The sequence below is a fragment of the Maritimibacter sp. DP1N21-5 genome, from assembly GCF_019218295.1.
In the GTDB taxonomy this organism is placed as follows: Bacteria; Pseudomonadota; Alphaproteobacteria; order Rhodobacterales; family Rhodobacteraceae; genus Maritimibacter.
The window spans coordinates 1,337,276-1,362,580 of the sequence record NZ_JAHUZF010000006.1 but is presented as its reverse complement, the minus strand read 5'-3'; the positions used below and the strand labels follow the sequence as shown (position 1 = coordinate 1,362,580).

The following is a 25,305-nucleotide window of genomic DNA, read 5'->3' as shown; positions in this document are numbered from 1 at the left end:
GCCATGGCTACCATTGTTCTGTCCGCGGCCGGGGCCGCCATCGGCTCGTCCATCGGCGGCTCGCTTCTGGGCACCTCTTCCGTTGTCATCGGTCGCGCGGTCGGCGCGATCATCGGACGGGCCATCGACAACCGCCTGATGGGCGAAGGGTCGGAGGCGGTCGAAACCGGCCGGGTCGACCGTCTGCGCATCACCGGGGTCTCCGAAGGTGCTGCGATCCCCCGGATCTACGGACGGTTTCGCGTCGGCGGGCAGGTCATCTGGGCGGACAAGGTGCGCGAACACCGCACGATCTCGGATCAGGAAGAACAGGGATCGGGCAAGGGCGCCTCGCAGCGCAGCCAGTCGACCCTCACCGAATACAGCTACAGCCTGACCCTCGCCATCGCGCTCTGCGAGGGCGAGATCACGCATGTCGGGCGGATCTGGGCCGATGGCGAAGAGATCCGTGCCGACAGTATCGCGATGCGCGTCTACCGGGGCGACGAAGAACAGCTTCCGGACCCTGCGATTTCGGCCCGAATGGGCGCAGGTTCCGCGCCGGCCTTTCGCGGCACTGCCTATGTGGTGATCGAGAACCTCGACCTCACACGCTGGAACAACCGGGTGCCGGTCCTGAATTTCGAGGTGTTCCGCCCCGAACAGCCTGACCAGCGCAGGGATACCGCGCGTGGCACGCGGGCCGTGGCGCTCATCCCGGGCACGGGGGAATACGCGCTGGCGACACAACGTGTGCATTTTGGCGGCGGCCCGGGGAAGAAGACGCCCGTGAACCAGAACGCGCCGCTGCCCGGCACCGATTTCGCGGTCTCGGTCGCCCAGATGGACGAGGAACTGCCGAACCTAGAGGCGGTTTCCCTCGTGGTGAGCTGGTTCGGCACCGATTTGCGCGCGGGCTCCTGCAAGATTGTGCCACGCGTGGATCAGAAGGCCTCCGACGGTCTGGAAATGCCATGGTCGGTGTCGGGTCTGACCCGGTCCGAGGCGGCGCTGGTGCCGAAACTGGACGACAAGGCCGTCTATGGGGGCACGCCATCGGACAATGCCGTGATACAGGCGATCAAGCGGCTTCGGGCCCGCGGGAAGGCCGTGACCTTCTATCCCTTCATCCTGATGGAGCAGCTTGCGGACAACAGCCTGCCCAACCCCTATTCCGACGATCCCGGGCAACCCGCGCTGCCCTGGCGGGGCCGGATCACGAGTTCGATCGCACCGGGGCGGGCTGGCTCGCCGGACGGAACCGCGGCTGCGAGTTCCGAGGTTGCGGGCTTCTTCGGCACCGCAGGTCGCGCTCAGTTCGTGGAAACGCCCCAAGGGGTGAGCTTCAGCGGCCCCGCACAATGGAGCTACCGCCGGTTTATCCTCCACTATGCCCATCTGTGCAAAGCCGCCGGTGGGGTCGATGCCTTCCTCATCGGGTCGGAGATGCGCGGGCTGACGACGATCCGTGGGGCCTCGGGCACATTCCCGGCGGTCGCGGCGCTGCGCACGCTGGCCGCGGACGTGAAGGCGATCCTCGGCCCGAAGACCAAGGTCTCTTATGCCGCCGACTGGTCGGAATACTTCGGCTACCACCCGCAGGACGGATCGGGCGACGTGCACTTCCACCTCGATCCGCTCTGGTGCGACGAGAACATCGACTTCGTCGGAATCGACAACTACATGCCTCTGTCGGACTGGCGCGACTGTCCCGACCATACGGATGCGCATTGGGGGTCGATATACAATCCCGACTATCTCAAGGCCAATATCCTGGGGGGCGAGGGATACGACTGGTATTACCACGCGCCCGGTGCCCGCGCGATCCAGCTGCGCACGCCGATCACCGATGGCGCCTACGGCGAGGACTGGGTGTTTCGCTACAAGGACATAAGGTCGTGGTGGGAGAACCCGCATTTCGAGCGGCAGGGCGGGGTCAAGGTCGCGACTTCGACCGACTGGCAGCCGGGAATGAAGCCAATCTGGTTCACGGAAATGGGTTGTGCGGCGGTCGACAAGGCGACGAACGAACCCAACAAGTTCCTCGACGCCAAGAGCTCCGAGAGCGCGCTGCCCCGTTATTCCAACGGCTTTCGCGACGATGTCATCCAGATGCAATACCTGCGCGCGATGCGCGAATTCTGGGAGGACCCGGCAAACAACCCGACCCACCCGGCAACGCAGGTGCAGATGGTGGATATGAGCCGCGCCCATGTCTGGGCCTGGGACGCGCGGCCGTTTCCGTGGTTTCCCCAGAACCGGAAGCTCTGGGGGGATTGGGAGAACTATGCCAAGGGCCATTGGCTCAACGGTCGCGCCACGTCGCGGAGTCTTGCGAGCGTGGTGGAAGAGATCTGCCTGCGCTCGGGACTGCGAGATTTCGATACCAAGCGGCTTTATGGCATTGTCCATGGCTATGCCGTGAACGAGGTGTCGGATGCGCGCGCGGCGCTACAACCCCTCATGCTCGCCTATGGGTTCGAGGCGGCCGAACGCGACGGGCGGATAGAGTTCTTTTCACGCTATGGCGACCCAGATGGCGAGATCACCCCCGAGACGCTGGCGGTTTCGGGAGAGGTGGAGGGCGACCTCGAGTTCACCCGGGCGCCCGAGGCAGAAATGGTGGGCCGTGTGCGGCTGAACTATACGGAGGCGTTCGGTGACTACCAGATCCGTGCCGCCGAGGCCCGTTTCGCGGACGACCCCGTCGTCGGCGTGTCGTCTACTGACCTGCCGCTGGTCCTGACACAGGTCGAGGCGAGCGCGATGACGGAACGCTGGCTCGCCCAGTCCCGGGTGTCGCGGGATACCGCACGGTTCGCCGTGCCGCCCTCGGCGCTGGGCCACCGCGCGGGGGACGTGGTGTCGATCGATACGCCTGGGGGCACCGAGCACTTTCGGCTCGACCGTATCGAACAGGCTGGCGTCCAGATCGTTCAGGCAGTGCGGGTGGAGCCCGGCATCTTCGAGCCCTCCGAAGGCGTGGATGCAGAGGTGGCGCCCACCGCCTTCACGCCCGTCATCCCGGTTCTGCCGATCTGGCTCGATCTGCCGCTTCTGAAGGGGACCGAACAGCCGCATCGCCCGCATATGGCCATCGCCGCCGATCCCTGGCCCGGTCCGGTCGCGGTCTTCTCGTCGGTCTCCGACGACGGCTATCGGCTCAACACGGTATTCGGTGCTCCTGCGCGCGTCGGGATCACCGAGAGCGTCTTGCCCTATGCCCGACCCGGCGTCATCGACAACGGTCCGGCATTGCGCGTGCGGCTGACCCAAGGCGCGGTATCGTCCTCGGGCGAGGCGGCAATGCTCAACGGTTCCAACGTCGCGGCCATCGGACTTGGAGGCCCTGATGGATGGGAGGTATTCCAGTTCGCCCATGCCGAGCTGATCGGTGAAAACCTTTATGAGTTGCGTGGCCGGCTGCGCGGTCAGGCGGGGAGCGACGCCTTCATCCCGCCTCAGTGGGAGGTCGGGGCGACCGTCGTCTTTCTCGACAAGAGTGTGAAGCAACTGGCGCTGGCGCGGTCGGAACGGGGGCTTGAACGGCACTACCGCACCGGACCCGCGAGCCAGAGCCTCGACGACGAGAGTTACGTCCACGAGGTTCAGACCATCGCCGGCGTCGGCCTGCGGCCCTATGCGCCCGCGCACCTGTCGGCGGTCTGGTCCGGAAGCGACCTGACCCTGCGCTGGATCCGGCGCACGCGGATCGACGGCGACAGCTGGGAAGGGGTGGAGGTGCCGCTGGGCGAGGATGCGGAGCAGTATCTCGTCAAGGTCTTCGCGGGCGGCGCGCTGCGGCGCGAGGCGACGGTCGGTACGCCCGGCTGGACCTATACGCAACCGGACCGACTGGCGGATGGTGTGAGCACCGCCTTTTCGGTCGAGGTGTCGCAGCTCTCCATGAGCTTCGGACCCGGGCCCGGCACCCGCATAGACGTGGCATGACGGTCGGGGGCCTTCATTCCGGGCCGTGAGGACGAAGATCACGGCTTTGCATTTGGATTCTGCGCAGGACCTGCCATATACCCAAGATGCAATAAGGATGGAGGCCCCCATGGCCGAACGGAACCCGAAACCCCGTGTCGTCGACCCCGTCTGGGACCAGATCATTTCGGAAGCGCATGAGGCCGTGGCGCACGAGCCGCTCATGGGCGGGTTGATCCACGCCTGTATCCTGCACCACAAGTCGCTGGAAAAGGCGTTGTCCTACCGGATCGCGGCGAAGCTGTCGTCGAACGAAATGTCGATGATGGTGCTGCGCGAAGTCGCGAACGAAGCCTATGCGGTGTCGCCCGAGTTGGTCGAGGCCGCGCGTGCCGACCTCTCGGCCGTGATGGAGCGTGACCCCGCGACCCACCGCTTCCTCCAGCCCATGCTCTATTTCAAAGGGTTCCAGGGCATGCAGGCATACCGCCTCGCGCATTGGCTCTGGGAACAGGGGCGTCACGACCTCGCCTATTTCCTGCAGATGCGTTGCTCCGAGGTGTATGGCATCGACATTCACCCCGCAGCGCGAATCGGCAAGGGCATCATGATCGACCACGCGCATTCCATCGTGATCGGTGAGACCGCCGTCGTGGGGAACAACGTCTCGATGCTGCACTCGGTCACGCTGGGCGGCACCGGCAAGGAAGAAGAGGACCGGCATCCCAAGATCGAGGACGAAGTCCTGATCGGGGCCGGGGCCAAGGTGCTGGGCAACATTCGCGTGGGCTGCTGCTCGCGCATCGCCGCGGGCTCGGTCGTGCTGGCCGATGTTCCGCCGGCGACGACCGTGGCCGGTGTGCCCGCAAAGGTGGTGGGCGAGGCGGGTTGCGCCCATCCTTCCGTGACCATGAACCACATGTTCGGTGGTCAGAACTCGGAGGATTGAACGCGGCACGACTGGCGGCGTCAACTTCGCGAGAGATGTGACGAAGCGGCTCCCTAGTGGGGGCCGCTTTCATTTTTACAACATCTGGTCGCTGCGCCTTGGAACTTTCGCGGGGGCTTCACCGTTTCCTAAGCAACCGCCCGCCATTGTCGGGCCATCGAGACACTTGGGAGACTGCAATGAAACCCTTCGCCATCATCACCTTCGGTTGGGTCGCCGCCAGCGCGGCGCTTGCCATGCTCGTCTGACGAACGGTGGGAGTCCTGATTAGTTGAACCCGGGGCGCAGGATTGCGACCCCGGGTTCATTTTGGGCATTGGGCGCAGCCCCGGAACTGACCCATCGACCCCATCCTTCCCAGACGTAAACTCCATTGAAATCGCTCGGGAATATGATCCGCCGGGTATCATAGGCGAAAGCTCGCGCATGTTTGATCTCAAACAATGACATTCGTCAAAAGCCAAGTAAGAGTGTGCCCATCAAAAACAAGGAACGGGGACCATCATGCTTCGTATGTGGATTGCCACTGTGCTCGGTTTCGCTGCGCTCTACGCGGTGGCCATCGCGGCCTGAGGGTCGCAAACTCACCCGCATCGTCGGGTGCCTGAGGTAGGCAGAAAAAAGGTCGCAAAGACCGAAAGAAATTCAAAAGAGCGCCGGGTGACAGACCCCGCGCTCTTTTCTTTTGCCTTGTGGCTGCGCTCAGGCCGGTTGCGCCATCTGGTCGTAGGCCTCGATCACATGGGCTCCGTACATGTAGGCTGGGCCCCCGCCCATCAGCACTGCGACCGCGATCATCTCGGTCATCTCCTTGCGCGTGGCACCGGCCTTTATCGCCGCTCGCACGTGGAACCCGATGCAGTCGGTGCAGCCCTTGGCGACCGCGATGGCCAGCGCCATGAGTTCCTTGTGTTTCTTGGACACGTCACCGTCGTAAAAGGCCGCCCGGTGCATGGCGGCAAAGCCCGCCGCGGTCTCCGGCTCGATCTTCCGGACCTTGTCCAGGTTGGCGGCCGTATTGGCGAGGTAGGAAGCATAGTCCATCGGGAAAACTCCTGTGAATTTTCCTTCTGCTATCGCGCTCACCGCGCCTTCACTTTGAGACACATCAAGAAAGCTGAATATTACCGCTCCCCGCACCGCATGAAAAAGGGCCGCGCAGGTGTCTGCGCGGCCCCTGTTTCGCGGATGCAGCCGATCAGGCGAGCATCACCATCGGGTTCTCGAGGTTTTCGACGATGGCCTTGAGCAGTTCCGCCCCGAGCGCCCCGTCGATGACCCGGTGATCGACCGACAAGGTCACGCTCATCACGGTCGCCACCTCGATCTCACCCGCATCGTTCACGACCGGCTTCTTTACGCCCGACCCGACCGCGAGGATCGCGCCGTGGGGCGGGTTGATCACCGCGTCGAAGTTGTCGATGCCGAACATGCCGAGGTTCGAGACCGCGAAGCTGCCGCCCTGATATTCGTGGGGTGCCAATTTGCGGTCGCGGGCGCGAGTGGCGAGGTCCTTCATCTCGGCCGACAGCGCCGACAGCGACTTCATGTCGGCATCCTTCAGAACCGGCGTAAACAGCCCGCCCTCAATGGCGACGGCGACCGCCACATCCGAGGGCTTGAGCTTGAGCACCCGGTCGCCTGCCCAGACCGCATTCGCGTCCGGCACGGATTGCAGGGCCAGCGCGCAGGCCTTGATGATGAAGTCGTTGACCGACAGCTTCACTCCGCGCCCCTCGAGCTGCTTGTTGAGCTGCGAGCGGAATTTCATCAGCGCGTCGAGCTTGATGTCGCGGCGCAGGTAGAAATGCGGGATGGTCTGCTTGGCCTCGGTAAGACGCGCGGCAATCGTCTTGCGCATCCCGTCGAGCTTGACCTCTTCGAACTGCCGACCCTCATACATCTTGAGGACGGCATCGGTCGACGGACCAGCGGCGAGGGCCGGGGAAGCACCTTTGGCTGCCTCGGCTTTGGGTGCATCCGACTTCGCAGGCGCTTGACCGGGTTTGGCGTTCTCGACGTCGGCCTTCACGATCCGGCCCTTGGGGCCGGAGCCTTTGAGCGCCGACAGGTCGATGCCCTTGTCCGCCGCGATCCGGCGGGCGAGGGGCGAAGCGAAGATGCGACCACCCTTGTCGTCCTTGCCTGCCGCAGGAGCCTTGGTTTCGGCCTTGGGCGCTTCGGCCTTGGCTTCGGCTTTCTCTTCCGACTTGGCGGGGGCTGCGGGCTTGGCCGACACGTCGCCAATGTCGTCCGCGCTTTCACCCTCTTCCAGCAGCACGGCGATGGGGGTGTTGACCTTGACGCCTTCCGACCCGTCGCCCACGAGGATCTTGCCGATCACGCCCTCGTCCACGGCCTCGAACTCCATCGTGGCCTTGTCGGTCTCGATCTCGGCGAGGATATCGCCGGATTTGACTTCGTCGCCCTCTTTCACCAGCCACTTGGCCAGCGTGCCTTCCTCCATCGTCGGAGAAAGTGCGGGCATCAGGATTTCCGTTGGCATATCCGTTCCCCCTTATTTGTAGCAGACCGACTTGGCCGCCTCGACGACCTCGGCGGTGGTGACGAGCGCGAGCTTTTCGAGGTTCGCGGCATAGGGCATGGGCACGTCCTTGCCCGTGAGCGTGATGACCGGCGCGTCGAGGTAGTCAAAGGCCTCCTGCATGATGACCGACGACAGGTAGGACCCGATGGACGCCACCGGCCAGCCTTCTTCCACCGTCACGCAGCGGTTGGTTTTCTTGACGCTTTCCACCACGGTCTTGGTGTCCATTGGACGCAGGGTGCGCAGGTCGATGACCTCGGCGGAAATCCCGTCTTCTGCGAGCTTTGCCGCCGCCTCGAGCGCGTATTTCATGCCGATCCCGAAGGAGACGATGGTGACATCGTCGCCCTTCTGCCAGATCCGCGCCTTACCAAACGGCACCGTATAGTCATCGAGCACCGGCACCTCGAAGGACTGCCCGTAGAGCAGTTCGTTCTCGAGGAAGACGACTGGGTTGTCCGACTTGATCGCGGATTTCATGAGCCCCTTGGCGTCGGCAGCAGAGTAGGGCATCGCAACCCAGAGCCCCGGGATCTGCGCATACCAGCCTGCGTAGTCTTGGCTGTGCTGAGCGGCCACGCGGGCGGCGGCACCGTTGGGGCCACGGAACACGATTGGCACGCTCATCTGGCCGCCGGACATGTAGCGCGTCTTGGCAGCGGTGTTGATGATGTGGTCGATGGCCTGCATCGCGAAATTGAAGGTCATGAATTCGACGATGGGGCGAAGGCCGCCCATCGCGGCGCCCGCGGCGAGACCGGCAAAGCCGTGCTCGGTGATCGGCGTGTCGATCACGCGCTTTGAGCCGAATTCATCGAGCAGACCCTGGGACACCTTGTAGGCGCCCTGGTACTCGGCGACTTCCTCGCCCATGAGGAAGACCATCTCGTCCGAGCGCATTTCCTCGGCCATGGCATCGCGCAAGGCTTCGCGCACGGTCTGGGTCTTCATCTCGGTGCCCTCGGGGATCTCGGGATCCTCGGGGGTCTCGGGTTCGGGCATGGTGGCCGACCCGGGGTTGGAAGCGACGGGTTCGTCCGACGGAGCGTCGTCCGACTTGGCCTCGGACGTGTCGCCGCCGGAGCTTTCCCCGCCGGAGGACGCCTGAATGTCATCGGCGCTTTCGCCTTCTTCGATGAGCACCGCGATGGGGGTATTCACCTTCACCGCTTCCGTGCCTTCGGCGATCAGGATCTTGCCCACGACGCCTTCGTCCACGGCTTCGAATTCCATCGTCGCCTTATCGGTCTCGATCTCGGCGAGAATATCGCCGCTCTTCACTTCGTCGCCCTCTTTCACCAGCCATTTGGTCAGCGTGCCCTCTTCCATGGTCGGGCTCAGTGCGGGCATGAGAATTTCGGTTGCCATCTGTCTCTCTCCCTCGTCACTCAGGCGTAAATGTCGGTCCAGAGCTCATCGAGCGCCGGTTCCGGGCTTTCGCGGGAGAACTCCGCGGCCTCGTTGACGATGTCCTTGATCTCCTTGTCGATCGCCTTGAGCTCGTCCTCGCTGGCATGTTTGCCGGTGAGGAGCATCTCGCGGACGTTCTCGATCGGGTCCTTCTCGTCGCGCATTTTCTGCACCTCTTCGCGGGTGCGGTATTTCGCGGGGTCGGACATGGAGTGGCCACGGTAGCGGTAGGTCTTCATCTCGAGAATGTAGGGGCCCTTGCCGGCGCGGCAGTGCGCGATGGCCTTCTCGCCCGCTTCCTTGACGGCGAGCACGCTCATCCCGTCGACCTCTTCGCCCTCGATGCCGTAGGCCGCACCCCGTTCCCAGAGCGACGGCGACTTGGTCGACCGCTTGACCGAAGTGCCCATTGCATATTGGTTGTTCTCGATCACGAAGACGACCGGCAGGTTCCAGAGTTCGGCCATGTTGTAGGTCTCATAGACCTGGCCCTGGTTGGCGGCGCCGTCACCGAAGTACGTGAAGGTGACGCGGTCGGTGCCCTTGTACATGTCCGAGAAGGCAAGCCCAGCGCCGATCGGCACCTGCGCGCCTACGATCCCGTGGCCGCCGTAGAAATGGCGTTCGGTCGAGAACATGTGCATCGAGCCGCCTTTGCCCTTGGAATAGCCGCCCTCACGCCCGGTGAGTTCGGCCATCACGCCCTTGGGGTCCATGCCACAGGCGAGCATGTGGCCGTGGTCGCGGTAGGAGGTCACGCGCTTGTCGCCTTCGTCCGCGGCGGCCTCGAGGCCCACCACGACGGCTTCCTGCCCGATGTAGAGGTGACAGAACCCGCCGATGAGTCCCATTCCGTAGAGCTGGCCGGCCTTTTCCTCGAATCGACGGATGAGCAGCATGTCACGGTAATACTGCAGCAATTCGTCCTTGGATGTGTTTGATTTTTTGGCGCTTTTGGCGGTCGCCATGGGGCCTCTCCTCCACGTTCCGAAAATTGGTTTAACGTTAAACTATCTCATAAACGAAAATTGATCGTGAGGCGAGCATGGATTTTCGCGAGGTGATTTCGCGCGGTGTGCCGCGTGGTCCGGACGGTGCCGGATTGTGCGCTTCGCGCGCAGGCTTTGCCGGGCATCGCCTTCGGCGCTGTCCCGGCGGCGGGGGACGCTGTCCCCCTCGCGCGTGCCGCGCGACCCCCCTGAGGTATTTGGAAAGCGATGAAGGGCTTAGCGCAGCACGATTTCGTCGGCGCGCACCATGCCCAGGACCGAGCGCGCCTGCTGGTCGAGGAGGTCGAGGTCGAGGAAGCCGTCGGACATGCGCTGGGTCTTGTTTTCGAGGACCTCGATTTCGGCGGCGAGCCGGTCGCGCTCTTCGCGCAGGACCTGCGCCTCGGCGTCGATGCCGATCCGGCGGAACAGGCCGTAGTCGCCCTGAACGGAGGCGAAGGTGAAATAGGTCCCGGCGCAGATCAGCCCGAGGAAGTAGAGCACGCCACCGAAGCCGGATTGTTTGCGAAAGCCGCGCATGATCCTGATCTGCCTTTGAACTGCTCGTATCGAGGCACCTCTTCCGGGTGCCTTTCCAGCACTATGACACAGGCGATTCGCCCTGTGAATCCCCTTCAGGTCACGACTTCGAAATAAACCCCCGCAACGTCAGGCTTTGTGGCGTCGCGCTCCGGGCGTAGGGTCGCGGCAGGAGGAATGACCATGCCCGCACCCGTCACATCCCTAGGCACACATGAGGTCGAGAACCAGCCGGGTCCGCCCCCGGCGGGGGACCTTTGGCAAGGGGACCGCGCGCTTCGTAATTGGTTGCGGGCGGCGGGCGGCGATGAAGCGGCTGCGGCCGCGGCAGGCGCGGCTTTCGGGGCCGAGGCGCTGCGGGCGGCGGGCGAGGCCGCGCGGGCACATCCGCCGGAGTTGCACCTTTTTGACCGGGCCGGGCGGCGGCTGGATGAGGTCCGCTTCCATCCGGGCTATCACGAGGTGATGCGGGCGGGGACGGCGGCGGGCTATGCCAATGTGGCCTGGGCTGGCGGAGAGGGCGGGCATGCAGCCCATGCCGCGATGGTCTATATGCTCTCACAGGTCGAGCCTGGGGTCTGTTGTCCGCTCACGATGACCTATGCCGCCGTGCCCGCGCTCGAAGCCGCGCCCGATCTGGCGGCGCTCTGGCGGCCGAAGCTTTTGTCCGACGACTATGATTCCACGATCGCACCAGTCGGCGAGAAACGGTCGGCGACGCTTGGCATGGCGATGACGGAAAAACAGGGTGGCTCGGATGTGCGGGCCAACTCGACGCGCGCGGTTCGCGACGGCGACGATTATCGGCTGACGGGGCACAAGTGGTTCTGTTCGGCGCCCATGTCCGACGGCTTTCTGACTCTCGCGCAGGCCGAGGGCGGGCTCACCTGTTTTCTCGTGCCGCGCTGGACCGAGGAGGGGCGCAACGGGATCCGGCTGCAACGGCTCAAGGACAAGCTCGGCAACCGCGCCAACGCCAGTTCCGAGATCGAGTATCACGGCGCGCTGGCGTATCGTCTGGGTGAAGAAGGACGCGGGGTCGCGACGATCATCGAGATGGTGCATCACACCCGGCTCGACACCGCGATGGCGCCAGCAGGTCTGATGCGGGCGGCGCTGGTCGAGGTCAACCACTGGATGTCCGGGCGGCGCACGTTTCAGCGCCGGCTCATCGACCAGCCCCTCATGCGGGCGGTCGTCGCAGATCTGGTGCTCGATTGGGAAGGGGCGCTCGCGCTCGGGATGCGGGCGGCGCGGGCCTTTGACGCGCGGGGCGAGGGCGACCGGGCCTTCGCGCGGATCGCGGTGGCGCTGGCCAAGTTCCTGTCGAACAAACGCGCGCCGGTGGTGATCGTGGAGGCGATGGAGTGCCTCGGGGGCATGGGCTATGTCGAGGAGACGCCTATGCCGATGCTCTACCGCGAGGCGCCCCTGAACGGGATCTGGGAAGGATCGGGCAACGTGATCTGCCTCGATATCCTGCGCACTCTGGCGCGGGAGCCCTTGGCGTGTGACACGCTGCGCGAAGAACTGCAGGCCGCGACCGGGGCCGACCGGCGCTACGACGCGGGGCTCGCCGCGCATCTCGCGCGCTGGCCGGGACTCCCGGACGAGGCGGAGGCGCGCTGGTTCGTCGAGAGCCTCGCGGGGCTTCTGGTGGCGAGCGTCTTGATCCGTGAGGGGCAGCCCGCCGTAGCCGACGGCTGGATCGCGACGCGGGTGTCGATGGAGCGGGGTCTGGTGCCCGGCGCGGTCGCGGGGCTCGATACCGAGGGCCTGCTCGCGCGGCTTTGAAACGGAAAACGGCCGCGTGATGGCGGCCGCTTCCTTGAGTATTTTCAGAACGATGAAAGGCTCAGGTGATCGAGGCGCGATAGATGCCGTCGATGGCGGCACCGATGGTCGCGTTGAAGTCCTCGTTCGATTGCTGCGCCGAGAGACCTTCGGTCAGAGCGCGCGAGAAGCTTGCGATCATGCCTTCGTTCTTCGACAGAAGGTCATTGGCCTCGTCACGCCCGTAGCCACCCGACAGCGCCACGACGCGCAGGACCTTGGGATGGGCGATAAGCTCGGCGTATTGGCCGGGCTTGGTGGGGAGAGACAGTTTCAGCATGACCTCGGTGCCCTCGGGGAGCGCGTCGAGGTGTTTCAGGATCGCGGTCTTGAGCAGATCCTCGGCCTCGGCCTTGTCGGCGATGGTGATGGTCACTTCGGGTTCGAGGATCGGGCAGAGCCCCTTGGCGAGGATCTGGTCGCCTACCTCGAATTGCTGGGCGACGATGGCGTCGATCCCGGCCTTGTTTGCGGCGGAGATGACGGAGCGCATCTTGGTGCCGAAGACGCCCTGCGCCACGGCGCGGTCGAGGAGTTCGTCGAGACCCGGCATCGGTTTCATGAGTTGGACGCCGTTCTCCTCGGCCTCGAGCCCCTTGTCGACCTTGAGGAAAGGCACGACGCGGCGTTCTTCCCACAGGTAGGCGGCCGACGGTTTGCCACCGATATCGCGGTCCATGGTCATTTCGAAGAGGATCGCACCGATCACCTTGTCGCCGGTGAAATCAGGCGCCTGTGCAATGCGCGCGCGCATGGCATGGATGAGGTCGAACATCTCGTCTTCCGAACCATAGGCGCTTTCCTCGATCCCGTAGAGGCGCAGCGCCTTGGGTGTCGAGCCGCCGGATTGGTCGAGGGCCGCGATAAAGCCCTTGCCGGTTTTCATCTGCGCGCGCATCGCGGCTGTGCTCATCGGGAACTCTCCAGAATGTCATGGTTTCCCAAGTCCTACGAAAGCCTTGGGAAAAGGGCAATTCGGGTTGCGCTAACGGTTCTCAGGTTCCCGTGGAAAGGCACCTTGGGGGCAGAGTCAGCCCTCCAGCGCGGCGACGCCGGGCAGGGTCTTGCCTTCCATCCATTCGAGAAAGGCGCCGCCCGCCGTCGAGATATAGGTGAAGTCCTCCGCCGCGCCCGCGTGGTTCAGGGCTGCGACCGTATCGCCACCGCCGGCCACCGTGACGAGCGTGCCGGCGCGGGTCATTTCGGCGGCCTTCTTGGCCGCCTCGACGGTGGCCTTGTCGAAGGGCGCGATTTCGAAGGCGCCGAGCGGGCCGTTCCAGATCAGCGTGCGCGACTTGTCGAACACAGCTCCGATGGCGGCGACGGTGTCGGGGCCGGCGTCGAGGATCATCGCGTCGGCGGGGCAGGCGTCGGCGGCGACCACTTCGCTCGGCGCGCCGGCCTTGAACTCGTGCGCGACGACCACGTCCACGGGCAGCACGATCTCGCAGCCCGCAGCGGCAGCCTTTTCCATGATCTCGCGCGCCGTGTCGGCCATATCGTGTTCACACAGCGACTTGCCAACGTCGATGCCCTGTGCGGAGAGGAAGGTATTGGCCATGCCGCCCCCGATGACGAGGTAATTCACCTTTTCCACAAGGTTGCCCAGAAGCTCTAGTTTGGTCGAAACCTTGGCGCCGCCCACGACGGCTGTCAGCGGACGGATCGGGTCTGACAGGGCCGCTTCCAGCGCCTTCAGCTCGGCTTCCATGAGCCGTCCCGCGCAGGAGGGCAGAAGCTGCGCCACGCCTTCGGTCGAGGCATGGGCCCGGTGTGCCGCAGAGAAGGCGTCGTTCACATATACCTCGCCGAGCGCGCCCAGGGCGGCGGCGAAGGTCGGCGCGTTCTCGGTCTCGCCGGGATGGAAACGGGTGTTCTCGAGCAGGAGGACCTCGCCGGGCTGCAGCGCGGCAACGGCGGATTTGGCGGGACCGCCGATGCAGTTCTCGGCGAATTTCACCGACACGCCGATGGCCTTTTCCAGCGCTGGAACCAGACGCGACAGCGACATGTCCGGCACGACCTGGCCCTTGGGGCGGCCGAAGTGGGCCAGAAGCACAGGCATCCCGCCCTTGTCGAGGATGTCGCGGACGGTGGGCACGATGCGCTCGATACGGGTCGCGTCGGTGACGTTGCCTGCGTCGTCCAGCGGCACGTTGATATCGACGCGCACCAGCACTGTCTTGCCGTCAAGGTCCATGTCGTCCAGCGTTTTCCAGCTCATCCCAGTCTCCTTGCTCCGTTACCCTGACAAACACCGTTGAAGCAGGGAATACAAGGCGATTGACCGCCGGTGGCGCCTCGCGCAAGGGCGTTCCGGTCACACGGTATTTGCTTGTGCCTTGCGCGCGGCACCCCTACTTTCCCGGCCAAATATGAAAGGAGCCATCATGGCCGAGATCAAGGATCCCGAAAACACCGTCATCATCGAGTTGAAAGACGGCCCCGTCACCATCGAACTTCTGCCCGACGTCGCGCCGAAGCACGCCGAGCGGATGAAGGAACTGGCCCGCGCCGGGAAATACGACGGCGTCGTCTTCCACCGCGTGATCGAGGGCTTCATGGCCCAGACCGGCGATGTGGAGCACGGCAATCTCGAGGGTGGCGGCAACGTCCGGCGCGCGGGCACCGGTGGTTCGGATCTTCCCGATCTTTCGGCCGAGTTCTCCAAGCTGCCGCATGATCGTGGCACGCTGGGCGCGGCCCGCTCAGCCAACCCGAACTCCGCCAACTCGCAGTTCTTCATCAACTTCAAGGACAACCATTTCCTGAACGGGCAATACACCGTCTATGGCCGCGTGATCTCGGGGATGGAACATGTGGACGCCATCGTGCGGGGCGAGCCGCCGGCCAATCCGGACAAGATGATTTCCGTGAAGGTGGCCGCCGATGTCTAAGAGCTGGATGGCCTGGTGGGTCGCGTTTCTCTCCGGCGTCGCGCTGGTGGTGGCCTATTACTTCATGACCGTCGGCGGGGCGACCGCGCAGACCGCCGAGACCTGCGAAGCGGGTGGCCCGCAGATCGAAGTCACAGTGGCGGGCGAGGCGAACGGCCCCGTCGTGATCGAGCTGTGCGAGAACATCGCGCCGCAACATGTCGAGCGTATCGTGACGCTTGCGGGCGAAGGCGCCTATGACGGCGTCGTCTTTCACCGCGTGATCGACGGCTTCATGGCGCAGACCGGCGACGTGGAGCACGGCAAGATGGGCGGCGACATGCGCATGGCGGGCACGGGCGGTTCGTCCTATCCGGACCTTCCGGCCGAGTTTTCGTCGGAGAGCTTCCAGCCCGGCGTGGTCGGCATGGCGCGGTCGCAGGATCCGAACTCCGCCAATTCGCAGTTCTTCATCATGTTCGACCCCGCGCCGCATCTGGACGGGTCGTATACCGTGGTCGGTCGCGTGACGTCCGGCATGGATGTGGTGAACGCGATCAAGCGCGGCACCGGTCGCAATGGCGAAGTCGTCGGTCAGCCCGACGTGATGGAAAGCGTCCGCGTCCTGTCGAACTGACAGGGTCGCGGTGATCCCTTATGAATGGTCGGCCCGCACATGCGGACCGACCGGTCCACGTCAAACCGTGGCAAGCGCGATCAAAAAGGCGCAGAACAAAAGCCATTCCATCACAGGAAGGCTGTGTCTCCGAAGCAAGCTGTTCATGTTATCTCCCCAAGTATTGGGAGAGTAACATCGCACCCCCCGAGTTAACAAAGCGTTTTCACTGAATTGCGGCAGTTATCGCCGAAAAATTTCATCTTGTTTCCTTAGATTGCTCCGAATTGCAGGCCACCGTTTCAGGCAACGCAACAATCGGTTGTCGCCAAGTTGTTTGGTGACATCAGCATCCAAGGGTTCATCATGTTCCAGTTCTTCGGACCATCCGGCCTCTTCGATTTCGGTGGACGATCCACCGAAGCGGCGAAAGATTCGGAGCCCGACGGGACGACGGAAGCGTTCGAGGACTACGACGATGACCTGCTCGTTGCCGACGAGTCAGGCGGTGATGAAGACGACCGCGAGGACGTCCTGTTGCAAAGCGCGCTCGATTATTTCATGCGTGAGGGTGGCGACGCGCTGGTCGAGACGATCGAGGATGAACCCGTCGAAGACGACACCTGGCCCGATGTCCTGCTTCTGGGGCAAGACGCGTTGGTCGCCGCTGATGACGACATCCCGGACAAGCAGGAAGAGGGCCACGAGTCAGTCTGGCTCGATGACATCGACTTGGGCGCTGGCGGTACGGAGCAGGTTCGTGTCGACATCTACGACGTCACGGACACCGGCGCGGCCCGGATCATGGACTTCGATGCCGAAACCGACACGCTCCAGATCCACTATTTGCCCAAGCGTGATCCCGACACCGGCGATGCCATGCCACCCTCGGTATGGGTCCGCTACGATGAAGCAGTCGACGCCATCTGCGTCAAAGTGGACGGTGTTCTCGTGGCCACGCTCGACGGGGACCACGACATCACGGCCGACGACGTTCTGTTCCTGCCGCTCGATTGACGCCGCCTCATAGGGCAGGCCTCAGGACAAAGAAAAAGCCCCGGCGCGCGCCGGGGCTTTTCGGTTTTCGTCCTGTCGTGACTTACGACTTGGCGAGGTTGCGCAACACGTAGTGCAGCACGCCGCCGTTCTTGACATAGTCGATTTCCACCTCGGTATCGATCCGGCACTTGAGCTGGATTTCCTTGGTCGACCCGTCCGCATAGGTGATGGTGCAGGGCACCACCGACAACGGCTTCAGGTCGCCCGCGAGGCCCGAGATTGCCACCACTTCGTCGCCGGTGATGCCCAGCGTCTTGCGGCTGTCGCCCCCGATGAACTCGAAGGGAATGACGCCCATGCCGACGAGGTTCGAGCGGTGGATACGCTCGAAGCTCTCCGCGATGACCGCCTTGACGCCCAGAAGGTTCGTGCCCTTCGCAGCCCAGTCACGCGAGGACCCGGCACCGTATTCGATGCCGCCGAAGATGACGAGCGGGGTGCCCGATTCCTGATAGGCCATCGAGGCGTCGTAGATCGACGTCTGTTCGCCGTCCGGCCCCTTGGTGTAGCCGCCTTCGACGCCGTCCAGCATCTCGTTCTTGATGCGGATGTTGGCGAAGGTGCCGCGCATCATGACCTCATGGTTGCCGCGCCGCGAGCCGTAGCTGTTGAAGTCCTTCGGCGACACCTGCCGTTCGGTCAGGTATTTGCCGGCCGGCGTGGTCGGCTTGAACGAACCCGCAGGAGAAATGTGGTCTGTGGTGATCATGTCGCCCAGAACCGCCAGCACGCGCGCGCCCTCGATGTCCGAGATCACGCCCGCTTCCGGCTTCATCCCCTGGAAATAGGGCGGGTTCTGGATGTAGGTCGAGGAGGGCGGCCAGTCATAGGTCTCGCCGCCCGAAACTTCCACGGCCTGCCACTTCTCGTCGCCCTTGAAGACGTCGGCGTATTTCGACAGGAAGGCATCCCGCGTGACGACGCGGTCCACGAGGTCGGCGATTTCCTGGTCGGTCGGCCAGATGTCCTTGAGGTAGACATCCTTGCCATCTGGCGTCTGCGCGATGGGGTCGTTCGCCATGTCGATGTTCATGTCACCGGCCAGCGCATAGGCCACGACGAGCGGCGGCGAGGCGAGGTAGTTCGCCCGCACGTCCGGGGAGATCCGGCCCTCGAAGTTGCGGTTGCCCGACAGAACGGCCGTTGCGATCAGGTCGTTCTCGTTGATCGCCTTGGAAATCGCGGGCTCGAGCGGTCCCGAGTTGCCGATACAGGTGGTGCAGCCATAGCCGACGAGGTTGAAGCCGACGGCGTCGAGGTCTTCCTGGAGACCGGCAGCCTCCAGATACTCGGTCACGACCTGTGACCCGGGGGCGAGCGAGGTCTTGACCCAGGGTTTGCGGTCGAGGCCAAGCGCACGCGCCTTGCGCGCAACGAGGCCCGCGCCGATCAGCACATAGGGGTTCGAGGTGTTGGTGCAGGAGGTGATCGAGGCGATCACCACCGAGCCGTCCTTCACTTCGTAATCTTCGCCTTCGACCTTGGCCGACTTGGCACCCGCGACCGGCTTGGTCGCAACGGGGCCTTCGGCGGCCATGTCATGGGCTTCTTCCGACTGGTCGATGCCGCGGTAATCCGCGATCACGCCTTCAAAAGCGCCGGCAGCGGTCGACAGCGGCAGGTAATCCTGCGGACGCTTCGGACCCGAGATCGCCGGGACGATGGTGCCCATGTCGAGTTCCAGCGTCGAGGAATAGACCGGCGCATAATCCGCATCGCGCCAGAAGCCGTTTTCCTTGGCATAGGCTTCGACCAGGGCGATCCGGTCCTTGTCGCGGCCGGTCTGCTCCATGTAGCGCAGCGTTTCCGCGTCGATCGGGAAGAAGCCGCAGGTCGCGCCGTATTCCGGCGCCATGTTGGCGATGGTGGCCCGCTGGGCGAGCGGCAGATTGTCGAGGCCTTCGCCGTAGAATTCCACGAACTTGCCCACGACGCCGTGCTTGCGCAGCATTTCGACGACCTTGAGCACGAGGTCCGTGCCGGTGGTGCCTTCGACCATCGCGCCGGTGAGCTTGAAGCCCACGACTTCGGGGATCAGCATGGAAATCGGCTGGCCGAGCATCGCGGCCTCGGCCTCGATCCCGCCGACGCCCCAGCCGAGCACCGCCGCGCCGTTGACCATGGTCGTGTGGCTGTCGGTGCCGACGAGCGTGTCGGGATAGGCGACCTCTTCGCCGTTCTGGTCCTTGTCGGTCCAGACGGTCTGGGCGAGGTATTCGAGGTTCACCTGGTGGCAGATGCCCGTGCCGGGCGGCACGACACGGAAGTTCTCGAAGGCGGTCTGACCCCACTTGAGGAACTGGTAGCGCTCCATGTTGCGCTCGTATTCGCGGTCCACGTTCATCTGGAAGGCGCGCGGGTTGCCGAATTCGTCGATCATCACCGAGTGGTCGATGACGAGGTCGACGGGCACCAGCGGGTTGATCTTCTTGGCGTCGCCGCCAAGGCCCAGGATGCCGTCGCGCATGGCGGCGAGGTCGACCACGGCGGGCACGCCGGTGAAGTCCTGCATCAGCACGCGGGCCGGGCGATAGGCGATTTCACGGGGGTTCTTGCCGCCCTGGTCGGCCCATTCGCCGAAGGCCTTGATGTCGTCCACCGACACGGTGCGCCCGCCGTCTTCGAAACGGAGCATGTTCTCGAGCACCACTTTCAGCGAAGCGGGCAGTTTCGAGAAATTCCCGAGCCCGGCGGCCTCGGCGGCGGGGATCGAGTAATAGGCGACGGAAGACCCGCCGACGGTCAAAGTTTTACGAACGGATGACGTATCTTTGCCGACTTCGATGGACATGTCTGGCTCCTCTGCTGGACCGGTCAGGTGACTTCAGGCGTGCCCAACGGCGAACGCCGGATGTCGGTTGCCCTGCATGTGCAACGGATTGGCCCGTCATGCAAGGGGGGAGTGCCTGGTTTTGTATACCATTGCACACATTTTTGCGGAATCCTGCGGATTGCCTGTTGCGCATGCACCCCATGTCCATCCTGCCACGTTGCATGACACTCTCAAAACCTTGATTGGCCGGTGAAGGGGGGCTCGTATACCACCGATACAGACAAATCGGAGACGGCATATGCGGGGATGGATCGGGGCAGGAGCCTTTGGCGTGGCGGCATTGGTGGCCACGATAGGTTCCGCGAACGAAAGCCCTGTCGTCCTTGTCGAGCTTTTCACCTCCCAGGGGTGCAATTCCTGCCCGCCTGCCGACGAGCTTCTGCTCGAACTGGCGACCCGGGACGATGTACTGCCCCTCGCGCTCCACGTCGATTACTGGGATTACATCGGCTGGGCCGATGTCTTCGCGCGGCCAGAACACACCACGCGCCAGAAGGCCTATGCCCATCGCGCCGGTGCCTCGACGATTTACACGCCGCAGATGGTCGTGGGAGGGACGGATCACGTGGTGGGCTACAAGCCCATGAAACTCATGGACTATATGGAGGTTCACGAGGCCGCGCTGGCCGATGTCGACGTGGACGCCGACTTTTCAGGGGGAAGTGTCACGATCCGCTGCGTTCCAAAAGAAGGCAAGACGCTTCCCGGCCAGATCCTGATCGACCTCGTGCGCTACAACCCGCAGGAAACCGTGAACATCGAGCACGGCGAGAACGCCGGCAAGACGATGACTTATGCGAACATTGTCGAAAGCTGGGACCATGTCGCGACTTGGGACGGGCAGGGCGAGATCACCATCGACGCCCCCGCCGATGCCGAGGGACGCTATGCGCTCGTCCTGCAAGAGCCCGGACCGGGCCGCGTGCTGGCGGCCTACAAACTCGACTGACGTCAGGCCGTTTCAGCCCGCTACCCGTTCCCGGTGCCAGACGTAAAGTCCCGCGGCCACGATGATCGCGGCCCCGATCCAGGTGGCGAGATCCGGGAAGTCGCCGAAGATCACCATGCCCCAGAAGGCCGCGATCAGAAGCCCGAGATAGGAGAAGGGCGCGATTGCCCCGGCTTCGGCAAATTGCACGGCGCGGATCAGGAAGAACTGACCGCAGGCGCCGAAAATCCCGATCACCACCATGAACAGGACCGTGAGCGGTGCCGGCGTTGTCCAGAAAAAGGGCACGGCAATGCTGGTGGCGAGCGCCCCTAGCATCGCCGCGTAGAAAAGCGAGGTGCGTGGATCCTCGTTTCCGCCAACGCGCCGGGTGAGCAGCACGAAGCCGCCATAACCACAGGCCGCAATCAGGGGAAAGACCGCCGCGGGCTGGAAGACCGCGCTGCCGGGCCGGATGATGATGAGGGCCCCCACCAGCGCGGCCACCACGCCGAAGGCGCGGCGGGGCCCGAAGCGTTCGCCAAGAAACAGCGCGCCCCCGAGCGTGATCAGGATCGGATTGATGTCCATGATCGCCGTCGCTTCGGCCAGGCCGAGCTGCGTCAGGGACAGAAAGAACATCGAGGTGCCAAGGAGCAGGAGCACCGAGCGCGCGAACTGAATGCCGGGATAGCGGGTGCGCGCGATGGTGCCGAGCTTGGGCAGGAAAAACAGCGTGACCACAACCGTCTGCCCGGCATAGCGCGCCCAGACCGCCATCGCGACATGCACGTCCTGCACCACGATCTTCGCCATCACGTCCATCGAGGACATGAAGAAGATCCCGACCATGTAAAGCAGGATGCCCTTGGCCGGATTCTGGGCCAGGTCCGGGGCGGGAAGGGCAGAGGGCATCGTCATCGCGCGACCCTAAGCCTGCATCGCGGCCTGCGCAATGTGACGGTTTGGTTCAAATCACGCACGCTGGGCGAAGGACGTCAGTCGTCCTCGCCTGACAGGAGCATGATCTCGCCCGAGGCCTCGAGGGCGCGGATGGCGGCGACGATGGCACCCATCGCCTCTTCCGCATCCTTGGGTTTCACCTTGCCGAGGTTGGACATTTCCTCGCGGAACTGGTCGGCCATGCGTTTGGAGATCGACTCGAGGATGAAGTTGCTTACCTTCTCGAGCGTTCCGGTCGCTCCGGCGAGCGCGGTGATCAGAACGGCCTGATCCACGTCGCGCGTGATCTTGGGAATGTCGCGGGCGTCGATACGGTCGGGAATGTTGGCGAAAGTGAAGATGGATTTGCGCACCTCTTCGGCGAAAGCCGCGTCTTCTTCATCGAGCCCGGTGAGCACGTCCTCGCGGATCGACCCGGTCGCGAAGTTGAGGATCGCGCCCACGCGTTCGACCGGTCCCGAAGCGAAGGCCCGTGCAGGTTGCGCATCAAGCTGTGCCGCCAGTGCCCGGCCGATGCGTGCGACCACTGCCGGATCGACGCCGCCGGTCAGCGAAATGGCATAGGCGAGCTTGCGTGCCCGGGGTCCCGGGATTCGCCCGAGAAGGTCCGCGGCCACCGACACCTTCAGCTTCGACAGGAGCACGGCGCCGACCTCCGCGCTTTCTTCCTCCAGCACCGGCAACAGCCGGGCCGGGTCGAGCCCCGCAATCGTCTCCCATGGGTCGCCCGTGAAGACGAACCCCTGCGCCTTGCGGATGCGCGCTGCGGTGGAGGGAGAGATCGTCCCGTCGAGCACGTTCAGCGCGCCTTCGAGCCCCCCGGGAAAGGCGAGCCCGATGCTTTCGATCTCGGTCACGAATTCGTCCACGACGGATTTGAGCGTAAGACGGTCGATGAAGCGCATGGTGGACATCTGATGCGCCAGCTCCGTCTGGAGCTCTTCCGGCAGGTCCGACAGTTTCAACTCCACGCCTTCGGCCAGCAGCAGCCGAACGATCACCGCGGCCTTCTGTTTCTTGGTAAGCTCGACCCGGCGCACCGCGGACGCCGGGGTGATCGACGACCCGCCCACGTCCAGTCCGGACAGGTCCGTGAGCCCGCCCCCTGCAAGTGTCAACGCGGTGGACACGCATCCCTCCAGCCTCTGCCCTTCGGGAGGAGAGTGACGGTGCGCGCTTAACAGCGGCCTAACAAGCGGCGGCCCTGCGAGGCAAAACCGCGAAAAGCCGCATGATCCCCGCTAGTAACTCGTCGTGACGCCGGACCGGATCGCGGTATCGAGCGCCTGTGCGGGCCAACTGTCCGCGCCCCCGCGGCGCCGGATTTCGACGAGCTGGGCATAGGCCTCGTCGATGCGACCCTCTGCGACCAGCCCTTGTCCCATGTAGGAGCGGGCCAGCAGATTGCCGGGATTCTTCGCAAGAGCGGAAAGGTAGAAGGCCTCGGCCGCCGCAATGTCTCCCATCTGGCGCGCGATGAAGCCACGATAGGTGAGCACCCGGTCGTCGCTCTGGTCCGACATGGCCGAGAGCACCGACCCGGCCGTATCCAATCGCCCGGCATAGGCCAACTCCCGCGCGGCTTCGTAAAGCCCGTCGTCGTCCAGCCGGCTCTCCTTGGGCGCCACGCATTTCTCGAGGGTTTCGTCCCAGACGGTCCCCTCGGCACAGTCCGTCGTGGTCGCCGTGGGCGTCGGGGGCGCGTCGGTCATCGTGCCGACGGCGAAGCCGGGCGTGGTCAGGGCGAGCGATGGCAAGGAAAAGAGCGCGGCGAGGACCGCGCCCCTCACGAGGATACCACGACGCAGGTCTTGGTCGTCTCGTCGTAGGTGGTGCCGTCCTGGCAATTGGCGTGCGCCCTTTCGCAGGAGGAACTTTCCTGCGCGAGCGCGGCCATGGGGGCCATGGCGAAGGTCAGGACGAAAAGCAAGGTCTTGGCGGTCATGCTGGGACTCCCTGTTCGGTTTGTCCCAGCCTAGCACGCTTCCTGGCCGCGCCGTATCACGCGGCTGTGAGTAGGCGGAAAGGGGATCAGACCTCGCCGAAGACGCGCTTGAAGATCGTGTCCACGTGCTTCGTGTGGTACTCCATGTCGAATTTCGCGCGGATGCCATCTTCGCCAAGCGCCGCGACGACGTCCTTGTCGGCAAGCAGAAGTTCCTGGAAATCCAGCCGCTCTTCCCAAACCTTGAGCGCGTTCCTTTGCACCATGGAATAAGCATCCTCGCGGCTCACACCCGCTTGGGTAAGCGCGAGCAGGACCCGCTGGCTCATCACGAGACCCGGGAACTTGTTCATGTTGTCGAGCATGTTCTGCGGGAAGATCAGCATTTTCTCGACCACGCCGGCCAGACGGTTCAGTGCGAAGTCGAGCGTCACGGTCGCGTCGGGGCCGATGCCGCGTTCGACGGAGGAGTGCGAAATGTCGCGCTCGTGCCAGAGCGCAACGTTCTCCATCGCCGGCACCACGGTCATCCGGACGAGCCGGGCGAGCCCGGTGAGGTTTTCGGTCAGGACCGGATTTTTCTTGTGTGGCATGGCCGACGAGCCCTTTTGACCCATCGAGAAGAACTCGGCGCCTTCCAGAACCTCGGTGCGCTGCATGTGGCGGATCTCGATCGCGACGTTTTCGATGGACGAGGCGATGACGCCGAGCGTCGCGAAGAACATCGCGTGGCGATCGCGCGGGATCACCTGCGTGGAAATCGGCTCGGGCTTGAGGCCGAGTTGTTCGCAGACATACTCCTCGACGCGCGGGTCGATGTTGGCGAAGGTGCCGACCGCGCCGGAAATGGCCCCCGTCGCGATTTCTTCACGTGCCGCCCGCATCCGCGCGAGGTTGCGGTCGAACTCTGCATAGAAGCGGGCAAAGGTCAGTCCCATGGTAGTCGGCTCGGCGTGGATGCCGTGGCTGCGGCCCACGCGCACGGTGTCCTTGTGCTCCATCGCGCGGGTCTTGAGCGCTGCGAGCACGCGCTCGATGTCGGCGATCAGGATGTCGGCGGCGCGCACGAGCTGCACGTTGAGGCAGGTGTCGAGCACGTCCGAAGACGTCATGCCCTGATGGACGAAGCGCGCCTCTTCGCTACCCACATGTTCGGCAAGGTGGGTGAGAAAGGCGATCACGTCATGCTTCGTCACGGCCTCGATCTCGTCGATCCGGGCGACGTCGAACTCGACATCCTTGGCCTTCCAGACCGCTTCCGCGTTTTCCTTCGGGATCACGCCCAGCTCGGCCTGTGCATCACAGGCGTGTGCCTCGATCTCGTACCAGATCCGGAACTTCGTGGCGGGTTCCCAGATATCGGTCATCTCTTTGCGGGCGTAACGCGGGATCATGGCAGGCCTTTTGGTTGAAGATGGGGTCGCGGGCGTCATAGACAGGATGCAACTGAGGGGCAAGTTGCTATGGAGCTCGACGACTTCGAAGGCCGATGGCGTGTCGCGCGCCAGATCAAGGACCGCGCCGCCGGCCGCAATGGCCGCTTCGAGGGCGTGGTCAGCTTCGTGCCGGACGGACGGGTCCTGGACGGGCAGGGCCTTCTCTGCCGGGAGGCGGGCGAGCTGATCTTCGATGGTCTGAAGCCGATGGCCGCGACGCGGAGCTACCTTTGGCGGGCGGGAGAGACCGGGATCGACGTGCTCTTCGAAGACGAGCGCCCCTTCCATTCCATCGTCGAGGGCCAGGGCCCGACCGCCTGGCATTGGTGCGACCCGGACGCCTATGAGGTTGTCTATGACTTCTCTCACTGGCCGGACTGGCGCGCGACGTGGATCGTGCGCGGACCGCGCAAGGATTACACGATGGTGTCCGATCACGTGCGGATCGCCCCGTGAAGGCGGCGTAACCCC

General features: G+C 64.2%; 21 protein-coding genes. 8 read left to right on the top strand and 13 right to left on the bottom strand.

The annotated features are described in order from the left end of the window. The first annotated feature begins 3 nt into the window (after nucleotides 1–3). The gene (locus KJP29_RS14345) at nucleotides 4–3,930 is read left to right on the top strand and encodes a glycoside hydrolase/phage tail family protein (RefSeq protein WP_218464215.1); all 3,927 of its coding nucleotides are present in this window, start codon (nucleotides 4–6) and stop codon (nucleotides 3,928–3,930) included. A gap of 109 nt (nucleotides 3,931–4,039) precedes the next feature. Then, nucleotides 4,040–4,858, top strand: a complete 819-nt coding sequence (gene cysE / locus KJP29_RS14340) for a serine O-acetyltransferase (RefSeq protein ID WP_218464214.1) — start codon at nucleotides 4,040–4,042, stop codon at nucleotides 4,856–4,858. Between the two features lie 702 nt (nucleotides 4,859–5,560). Here the strand turns inward: cysE and KJP29_RS14335 are convergent. From KJP29_RS14335 to KJP29_RS14315, 5 genes are all read right to left on the bottom strand, one after another. After that, entirely contained in the window at nucleotides 5,561–5,902 is a 342-nt protein-coding gene (locus KJP29_RS14335; RefSeq protein ID WP_218464213.1) for a carboxymuconolactone decarboxylase family protein, read from the bottom strand. A gap of 154 nt (nucleotides 5,903–6,056) precedes the next feature. After that, on the bottom strand, nucleotides 6,057–7,364 hold the full coding sequence (locus tag KJP29_RS14330; RefSeq protein WP_218464212.1) for a pyruvate dehydrogenase complex dihydrolipoamide acetyltransferase: 1,308 nt from the start codon (nucleotides 7,362–7,364) through the stop codon (nucleotides 6,057–6,059). A 12-nt stretch (nucleotides 7,365–7,376) separates the two neighbouring features. Beyond that, the gene (locus KJP29_RS14325; RefSeq protein ID WP_218464211.1) at nucleotides 7,377–8,774 is read right to left on the bottom strand and encodes a pyruvate dehydrogenase complex E1 component subunit beta; all 1,398 of its coding nucleotides are present in this window, start codon (nucleotides 8,772–8,774) and stop codon (nucleotides 7,377–7,379) included. Between the two features lie 20 nt (nucleotides 8,775–8,794). Then, nucleotides 8,795–9,784, bottom strand: coding sequence for a pyruvate dehydrogenase (acetyl-transferring) E1 component subunit alpha (gene pdhA, locus KJP29_RS14320; RefSeq protein WP_218464210.1), 990 nt, complete (start codon nucleotides 9,782–9,784; stop codon nucleotides 8,795–8,797). Between the two features lie 258 nt (nucleotides 9,785–10,042). Then, a complete protein-coding gene (locus KJP29_RS14315) occupies nucleotides 10,043–10,345 on the bottom strand; it encodes a septum formation initiator family protein (protein WP_218464209.1) in 303 nt (100 codons plus the stop codon). A gap of 183 nt (nucleotides 10,346–10,528) precedes the next feature. On the opposite strand from KJP29_RS14315, the gene KJP29_RS14310 reads away from it, so the two are divergent. Then, nucleotides 10,529–12,139 carry an acyl-CoA dehydrogenase family protein gene (locus KJP29_RS14310; RefSeq protein WP_370630876.1) on the top strand — a complete coding sequence of 537 codons (1,611 nt, stop codon included), beginning with the start codon at nucleotides 10,529–10,531 and terminating at the stop codon, nucleotides 12,137–12,139. A gap of 61 nt (nucleotides 12,140–12,200) precedes the next feature. Here the strand turns inward: KJP29_RS14310 and KJP29_RS14305 are convergent, their stop codons facing one another. Together KJP29_RS14305 and pgk are read right to left on the bottom strand one after the other, a co-directional pair. After that, nucleotides 12,201–13,091 (bottom strand): fructose bisphosphate aldolase, encoded by an 891-nt coding sequence (locus tag KJP29_RS14305; protein WP_218464207.1) that lies wholly within the window; start codon nucleotides 13,089–13,091, stop codon nucleotides 12,201–12,203. Between the two features lie 117 nt (nucleotides 13,092–13,208). After that, the gene (gene pgk / locus KJP29_RS14300; RefSeq protein ID WP_218464206.1) at nucleotides 13,209–14,402 is read right to left on the bottom strand and encodes a phosphoglycerate kinase; all 1,194 of its coding nucleotides are present in this window, start codon (nucleotides 14,400–14,402) and stop codon (nucleotides 13,209–13,211) included. Nucleotides 14,403–14,568: 166 nt separating this feature from the next. On the opposite strand from pgk, the gene KJP29_RS14295 reads away from it, so the two are divergent. The 3 genes from KJP29_RS14295 to KJP29_RS14285 all read left to right on the top strand — a co-directional run bounded on the left by KJP29_RS14295 (nucleotide 14,569) and on the right by KJP29_RS14285 (nucleotide 16,687). Further along, nucleotides 14,569–15,075 carry a peptidylprolyl isomerase gene (locus tag KJP29_RS14295; protein ID WP_218464205.1) on the top strand — a complete coding sequence of 169 codons (507 nt, stop codon included), beginning with the start codon at nucleotides 14,569–14,571 and terminating at the stop codon, nucleotides 15,073–15,075. Nucleotides 15,076–15,139: 64 nt separating this feature from the next. After that, nucleotides 15,140–15,691 carry a peptidylprolyl isomerase gene (locus KJP29_RS14290; protein WP_255553717.1) on the top strand — a complete coding sequence of 184 codons (552 nt, stop codon included), beginning with the start codon at nucleotides 15,140–15,142 and terminating at the stop codon, nucleotides 15,689–15,691. A gap of 345 nt (nucleotides 15,692–16,036) precedes the next feature. Further along, nucleotides 16,037–16,687, top strand: a complete 651-nt coding sequence (locus KJP29_RS14285; RefSeq protein WP_218464203.1) for a hypothetical protein — start codon at nucleotides 16,037–16,039, stop codon at nucleotides 16,685–16,687. A gap of 82 nt (nucleotides 16,688–16,769) precedes the next feature. Here KJP29_RS14285 and acnA read toward each other — a convergent pair whose 3' ends face one another. Beyond that, the gene (gene acnA, locus KJP29_RS14280) at nucleotides 16,770–19,520 is read right to left on the bottom strand and encodes an aconitate hydratase AcnA (RefSeq protein WP_218464202.1); all 2,751 of its coding nucleotides are present in this window, start codon (nucleotides 19,518–19,520) and stop codon (nucleotides 16,770–16,772) included. Nucleotides 19,521–19,800: 280 nt separating this feature from the next. On the opposite strand from acnA, the gene KJP29_RS14275 reads away from it, so the two are divergent. Continuing rightward, the gene (locus KJP29_RS14275; RefSeq protein WP_218464201.1) at nucleotides 19,801–20,511 is read left to right on the top strand and encodes a thioredoxin family protein; all 711 of its coding nucleotides are present in this window, start codon (nucleotides 19,801–19,803) and stop codon (nucleotides 20,509–20,511) included. Nucleotides 20,512–20,523: 12 nt separating this feature from the next. Here the strand turns inward: KJP29_RS14275 and KJP29_RS14270 are convergent, their stop codons facing one another. The 5 genes from KJP29_RS14270 to purB form a co-directional block, all read right to left on the bottom strand. Then, nucleotides 20,524–21,411 (bottom strand): DMT family transporter, encoded by an 888-nt coding sequence (locus KJP29_RS14270; RefSeq protein WP_255553625.1) that lies wholly within the window; start codon nucleotides 21,409–21,411, stop codon nucleotides 20,524–20,526. Nucleotides 21,412–21,488: 77 nt separating this feature from the next. Next, the gene (locus KJP29_RS14265; protein ID WP_370630875.1) at nucleotides 21,489–22,583 is read right to left on the bottom strand and encodes a flagellar motor switch protein FliG; all 1,095 of its coding nucleotides are present in this window, start codon (nucleotides 22,581–22,583) and stop codon (nucleotides 21,489–21,491) included. A gap of 111 nt (nucleotides 22,584–22,694) precedes the next feature. Next, a complete protein-coding gene (locus KJP29_RS14260) occupies nucleotides 22,695–23,243 on the bottom strand; it encodes a tetratricopeptide repeat protein (protein WP_370630874.1) in 549 nt (182 codons plus the stop codon). Further along, nucleotides 23,240–23,398 (bottom strand): hypothetical protein, encoded by a 159-nt coding sequence (locus tag KJP29_RS14255; protein WP_218464200.1) that lies wholly within the window; start codon nucleotides 23,396–23,398, stop codon nucleotides 23,240–23,242. Before KJP29_RS14255 ends, KJP29_RS14260 begins: the two co-directional genes overlap by 4 nt. 86 nt (nucleotides 23,399–23,484) lie before the next feature. Next, entirely contained in the window at nucleotides 23,485–24,792 is a 1,308-nt protein-coding gene (gene purB / locus KJP29_RS14250) for an adenylosuccinate lyase (protein WP_218464199.1), read from the bottom strand. 69 nt (nucleotides 24,793–24,861) lie between these two features. Between purB and KJP29_RS14245 the strand changes: the two genes are divergently transcribed. After that, a complete protein-coding gene (locus KJP29_RS14245) occupies nucleotides 24,862–25,290 on the top strand; it encodes a DUF6314 family protein (protein ID WP_218464198.1) in 429 nt (142 codons plus the stop codon). Nucleotides 25,291–25,305: the final 15 nt, after the last annotated feature.

Excerpts from the sequence above, each read along its gene's own strand:
- acnA (WP_218464202.1), bottom strand. The coding sequence starts at position 19,520 with ATGTCCATCGAAGTCGGCAAAGATACGTCATCCGTTCGTAAAACTTTG.
- KJP29_RS14335 (WP_218464213.1), bottom strand. The coding sequence starts at position 5,902 with ATGGACTATGCTTCCTACCTCGCCAATACGGCCGCCAACCTGGACAAG.
- pgk (WP_218464206.1), bottom strand. The coding sequence starts at position 14,402 with ATGAGCTGGAAAACGCTGGACGACATGGACCTTGACGGCAAGACAGTG.
- KJP29_RS14275 (WP_218464201.1), top strand. The coding sequence starts at position 19,801 with ATGCGGGGATGGATCGGGGCAGGAGCCTTTGGCGTGGCGGCATTGGTG.
- KJP29_RS14315 (WP_218464209.1), bottom strand. The coding sequence starts at position 10,345 with ATGCGCGGCTTTCGCAAACAATCCGGCTTCGGTGGCGTGCTCTACTTC.
- KJP29_RS14345 (WP_218464215.1), top strand. The coding sequence starts at position 4 with ATGGCTACCATTGTTCTGTCCGCGGCCGGGGCCGCCATCGGCTCGTCC.
- KJP29_RS14330 (WP_218464212.1), bottom strand. The coding sequence starts at position 7,364 with ATGCCAACGGAAATCCTGATGCCCGCACTTTCTCCGACGATGGAGGAA.
- KJP29_RS14305 (WP_218464207.1), bottom strand. The coding sequence starts at position 13,091 with ATGAGCACAGCCGCGATGCGCGCGCAGATGAAAACCGGCAAGGGCTTT.
- KJP29_RS14310 (WP_370630876.1), top strand. The coding sequence starts at position 10,529 with ATGCCCGCACCCGTCACATCCCTAGGCACACATGAGGTCGAGAACCAG.
- KJP29_RS14285 (WP_218464203.1), top strand. The coding sequence starts at position 16,037 with ATGTTCCAGTTCTTCGGACCATCCGGCCTCTTCGATTTCGGTGGACGA.
- KJP29_RS14245 (WP_218464198.1), top strand. The coding sequence starts at position 24,862 with ATGGAGCTCGACGACTTCGAAGGCCGATGGCGTGTCGCGCGCCAGATC.
- purB (WP_218464199.1), bottom strand. The coding sequence starts at position 24,792 with ATGATCCCGCGTTACGCCCGCAAAGAGATGACCGATATCTGGGAACCC.
- pdhA (WP_218464210.1), bottom strand. The coding sequence starts at position 9,784 with ATGGCGACCGCCAAAAGCGCCAAAAAATCAAACACATCCAAGGACGAA.
- KJP29_RS14295 (WP_218464205.1), top strand. The coding sequence starts at position 14,569 with ATGGCCGAGATCAAGGATCCCGAAAACACCGTCATCATCGAGTTGAAA.
- KJP29_RS14290 (WP_255553717.1), top strand. The coding sequence starts at position 15,140 with ATGACCGTCGGCGGGGCGACCGCGCAGACCGCCGAGACCTGCGAAGCG.
- KJP29_RS14270 (WP_255553625.1), bottom strand. The coding sequence starts at position 21,411 with ATGACGATGCCCTCTGCCCTTCCCGCCCCGGACCTGGCCCAGAATCCG.
- KJP29_RS14255 (WP_218464200.1), bottom strand. The coding sequence starts at position 23,398 with ATGACCGCCAAGACCTTGCTTTTCGTCCTGACCTTCGCCATGGCCCCC.
- KJP29_RS14325 (WP_218464211.1), bottom strand. The coding sequence starts at position 8,774 with ATGGCAACCGAAATTCTCATGCCCGCACTGAGCCCGACCATGGAAGAG.
- cysE (WP_218464214.1), top strand. The coding sequence starts at position 4,040 with ATGGCCGAACGGAACCCGAAACCCCGTGTCGTCGACCCCGTCTGGGAC.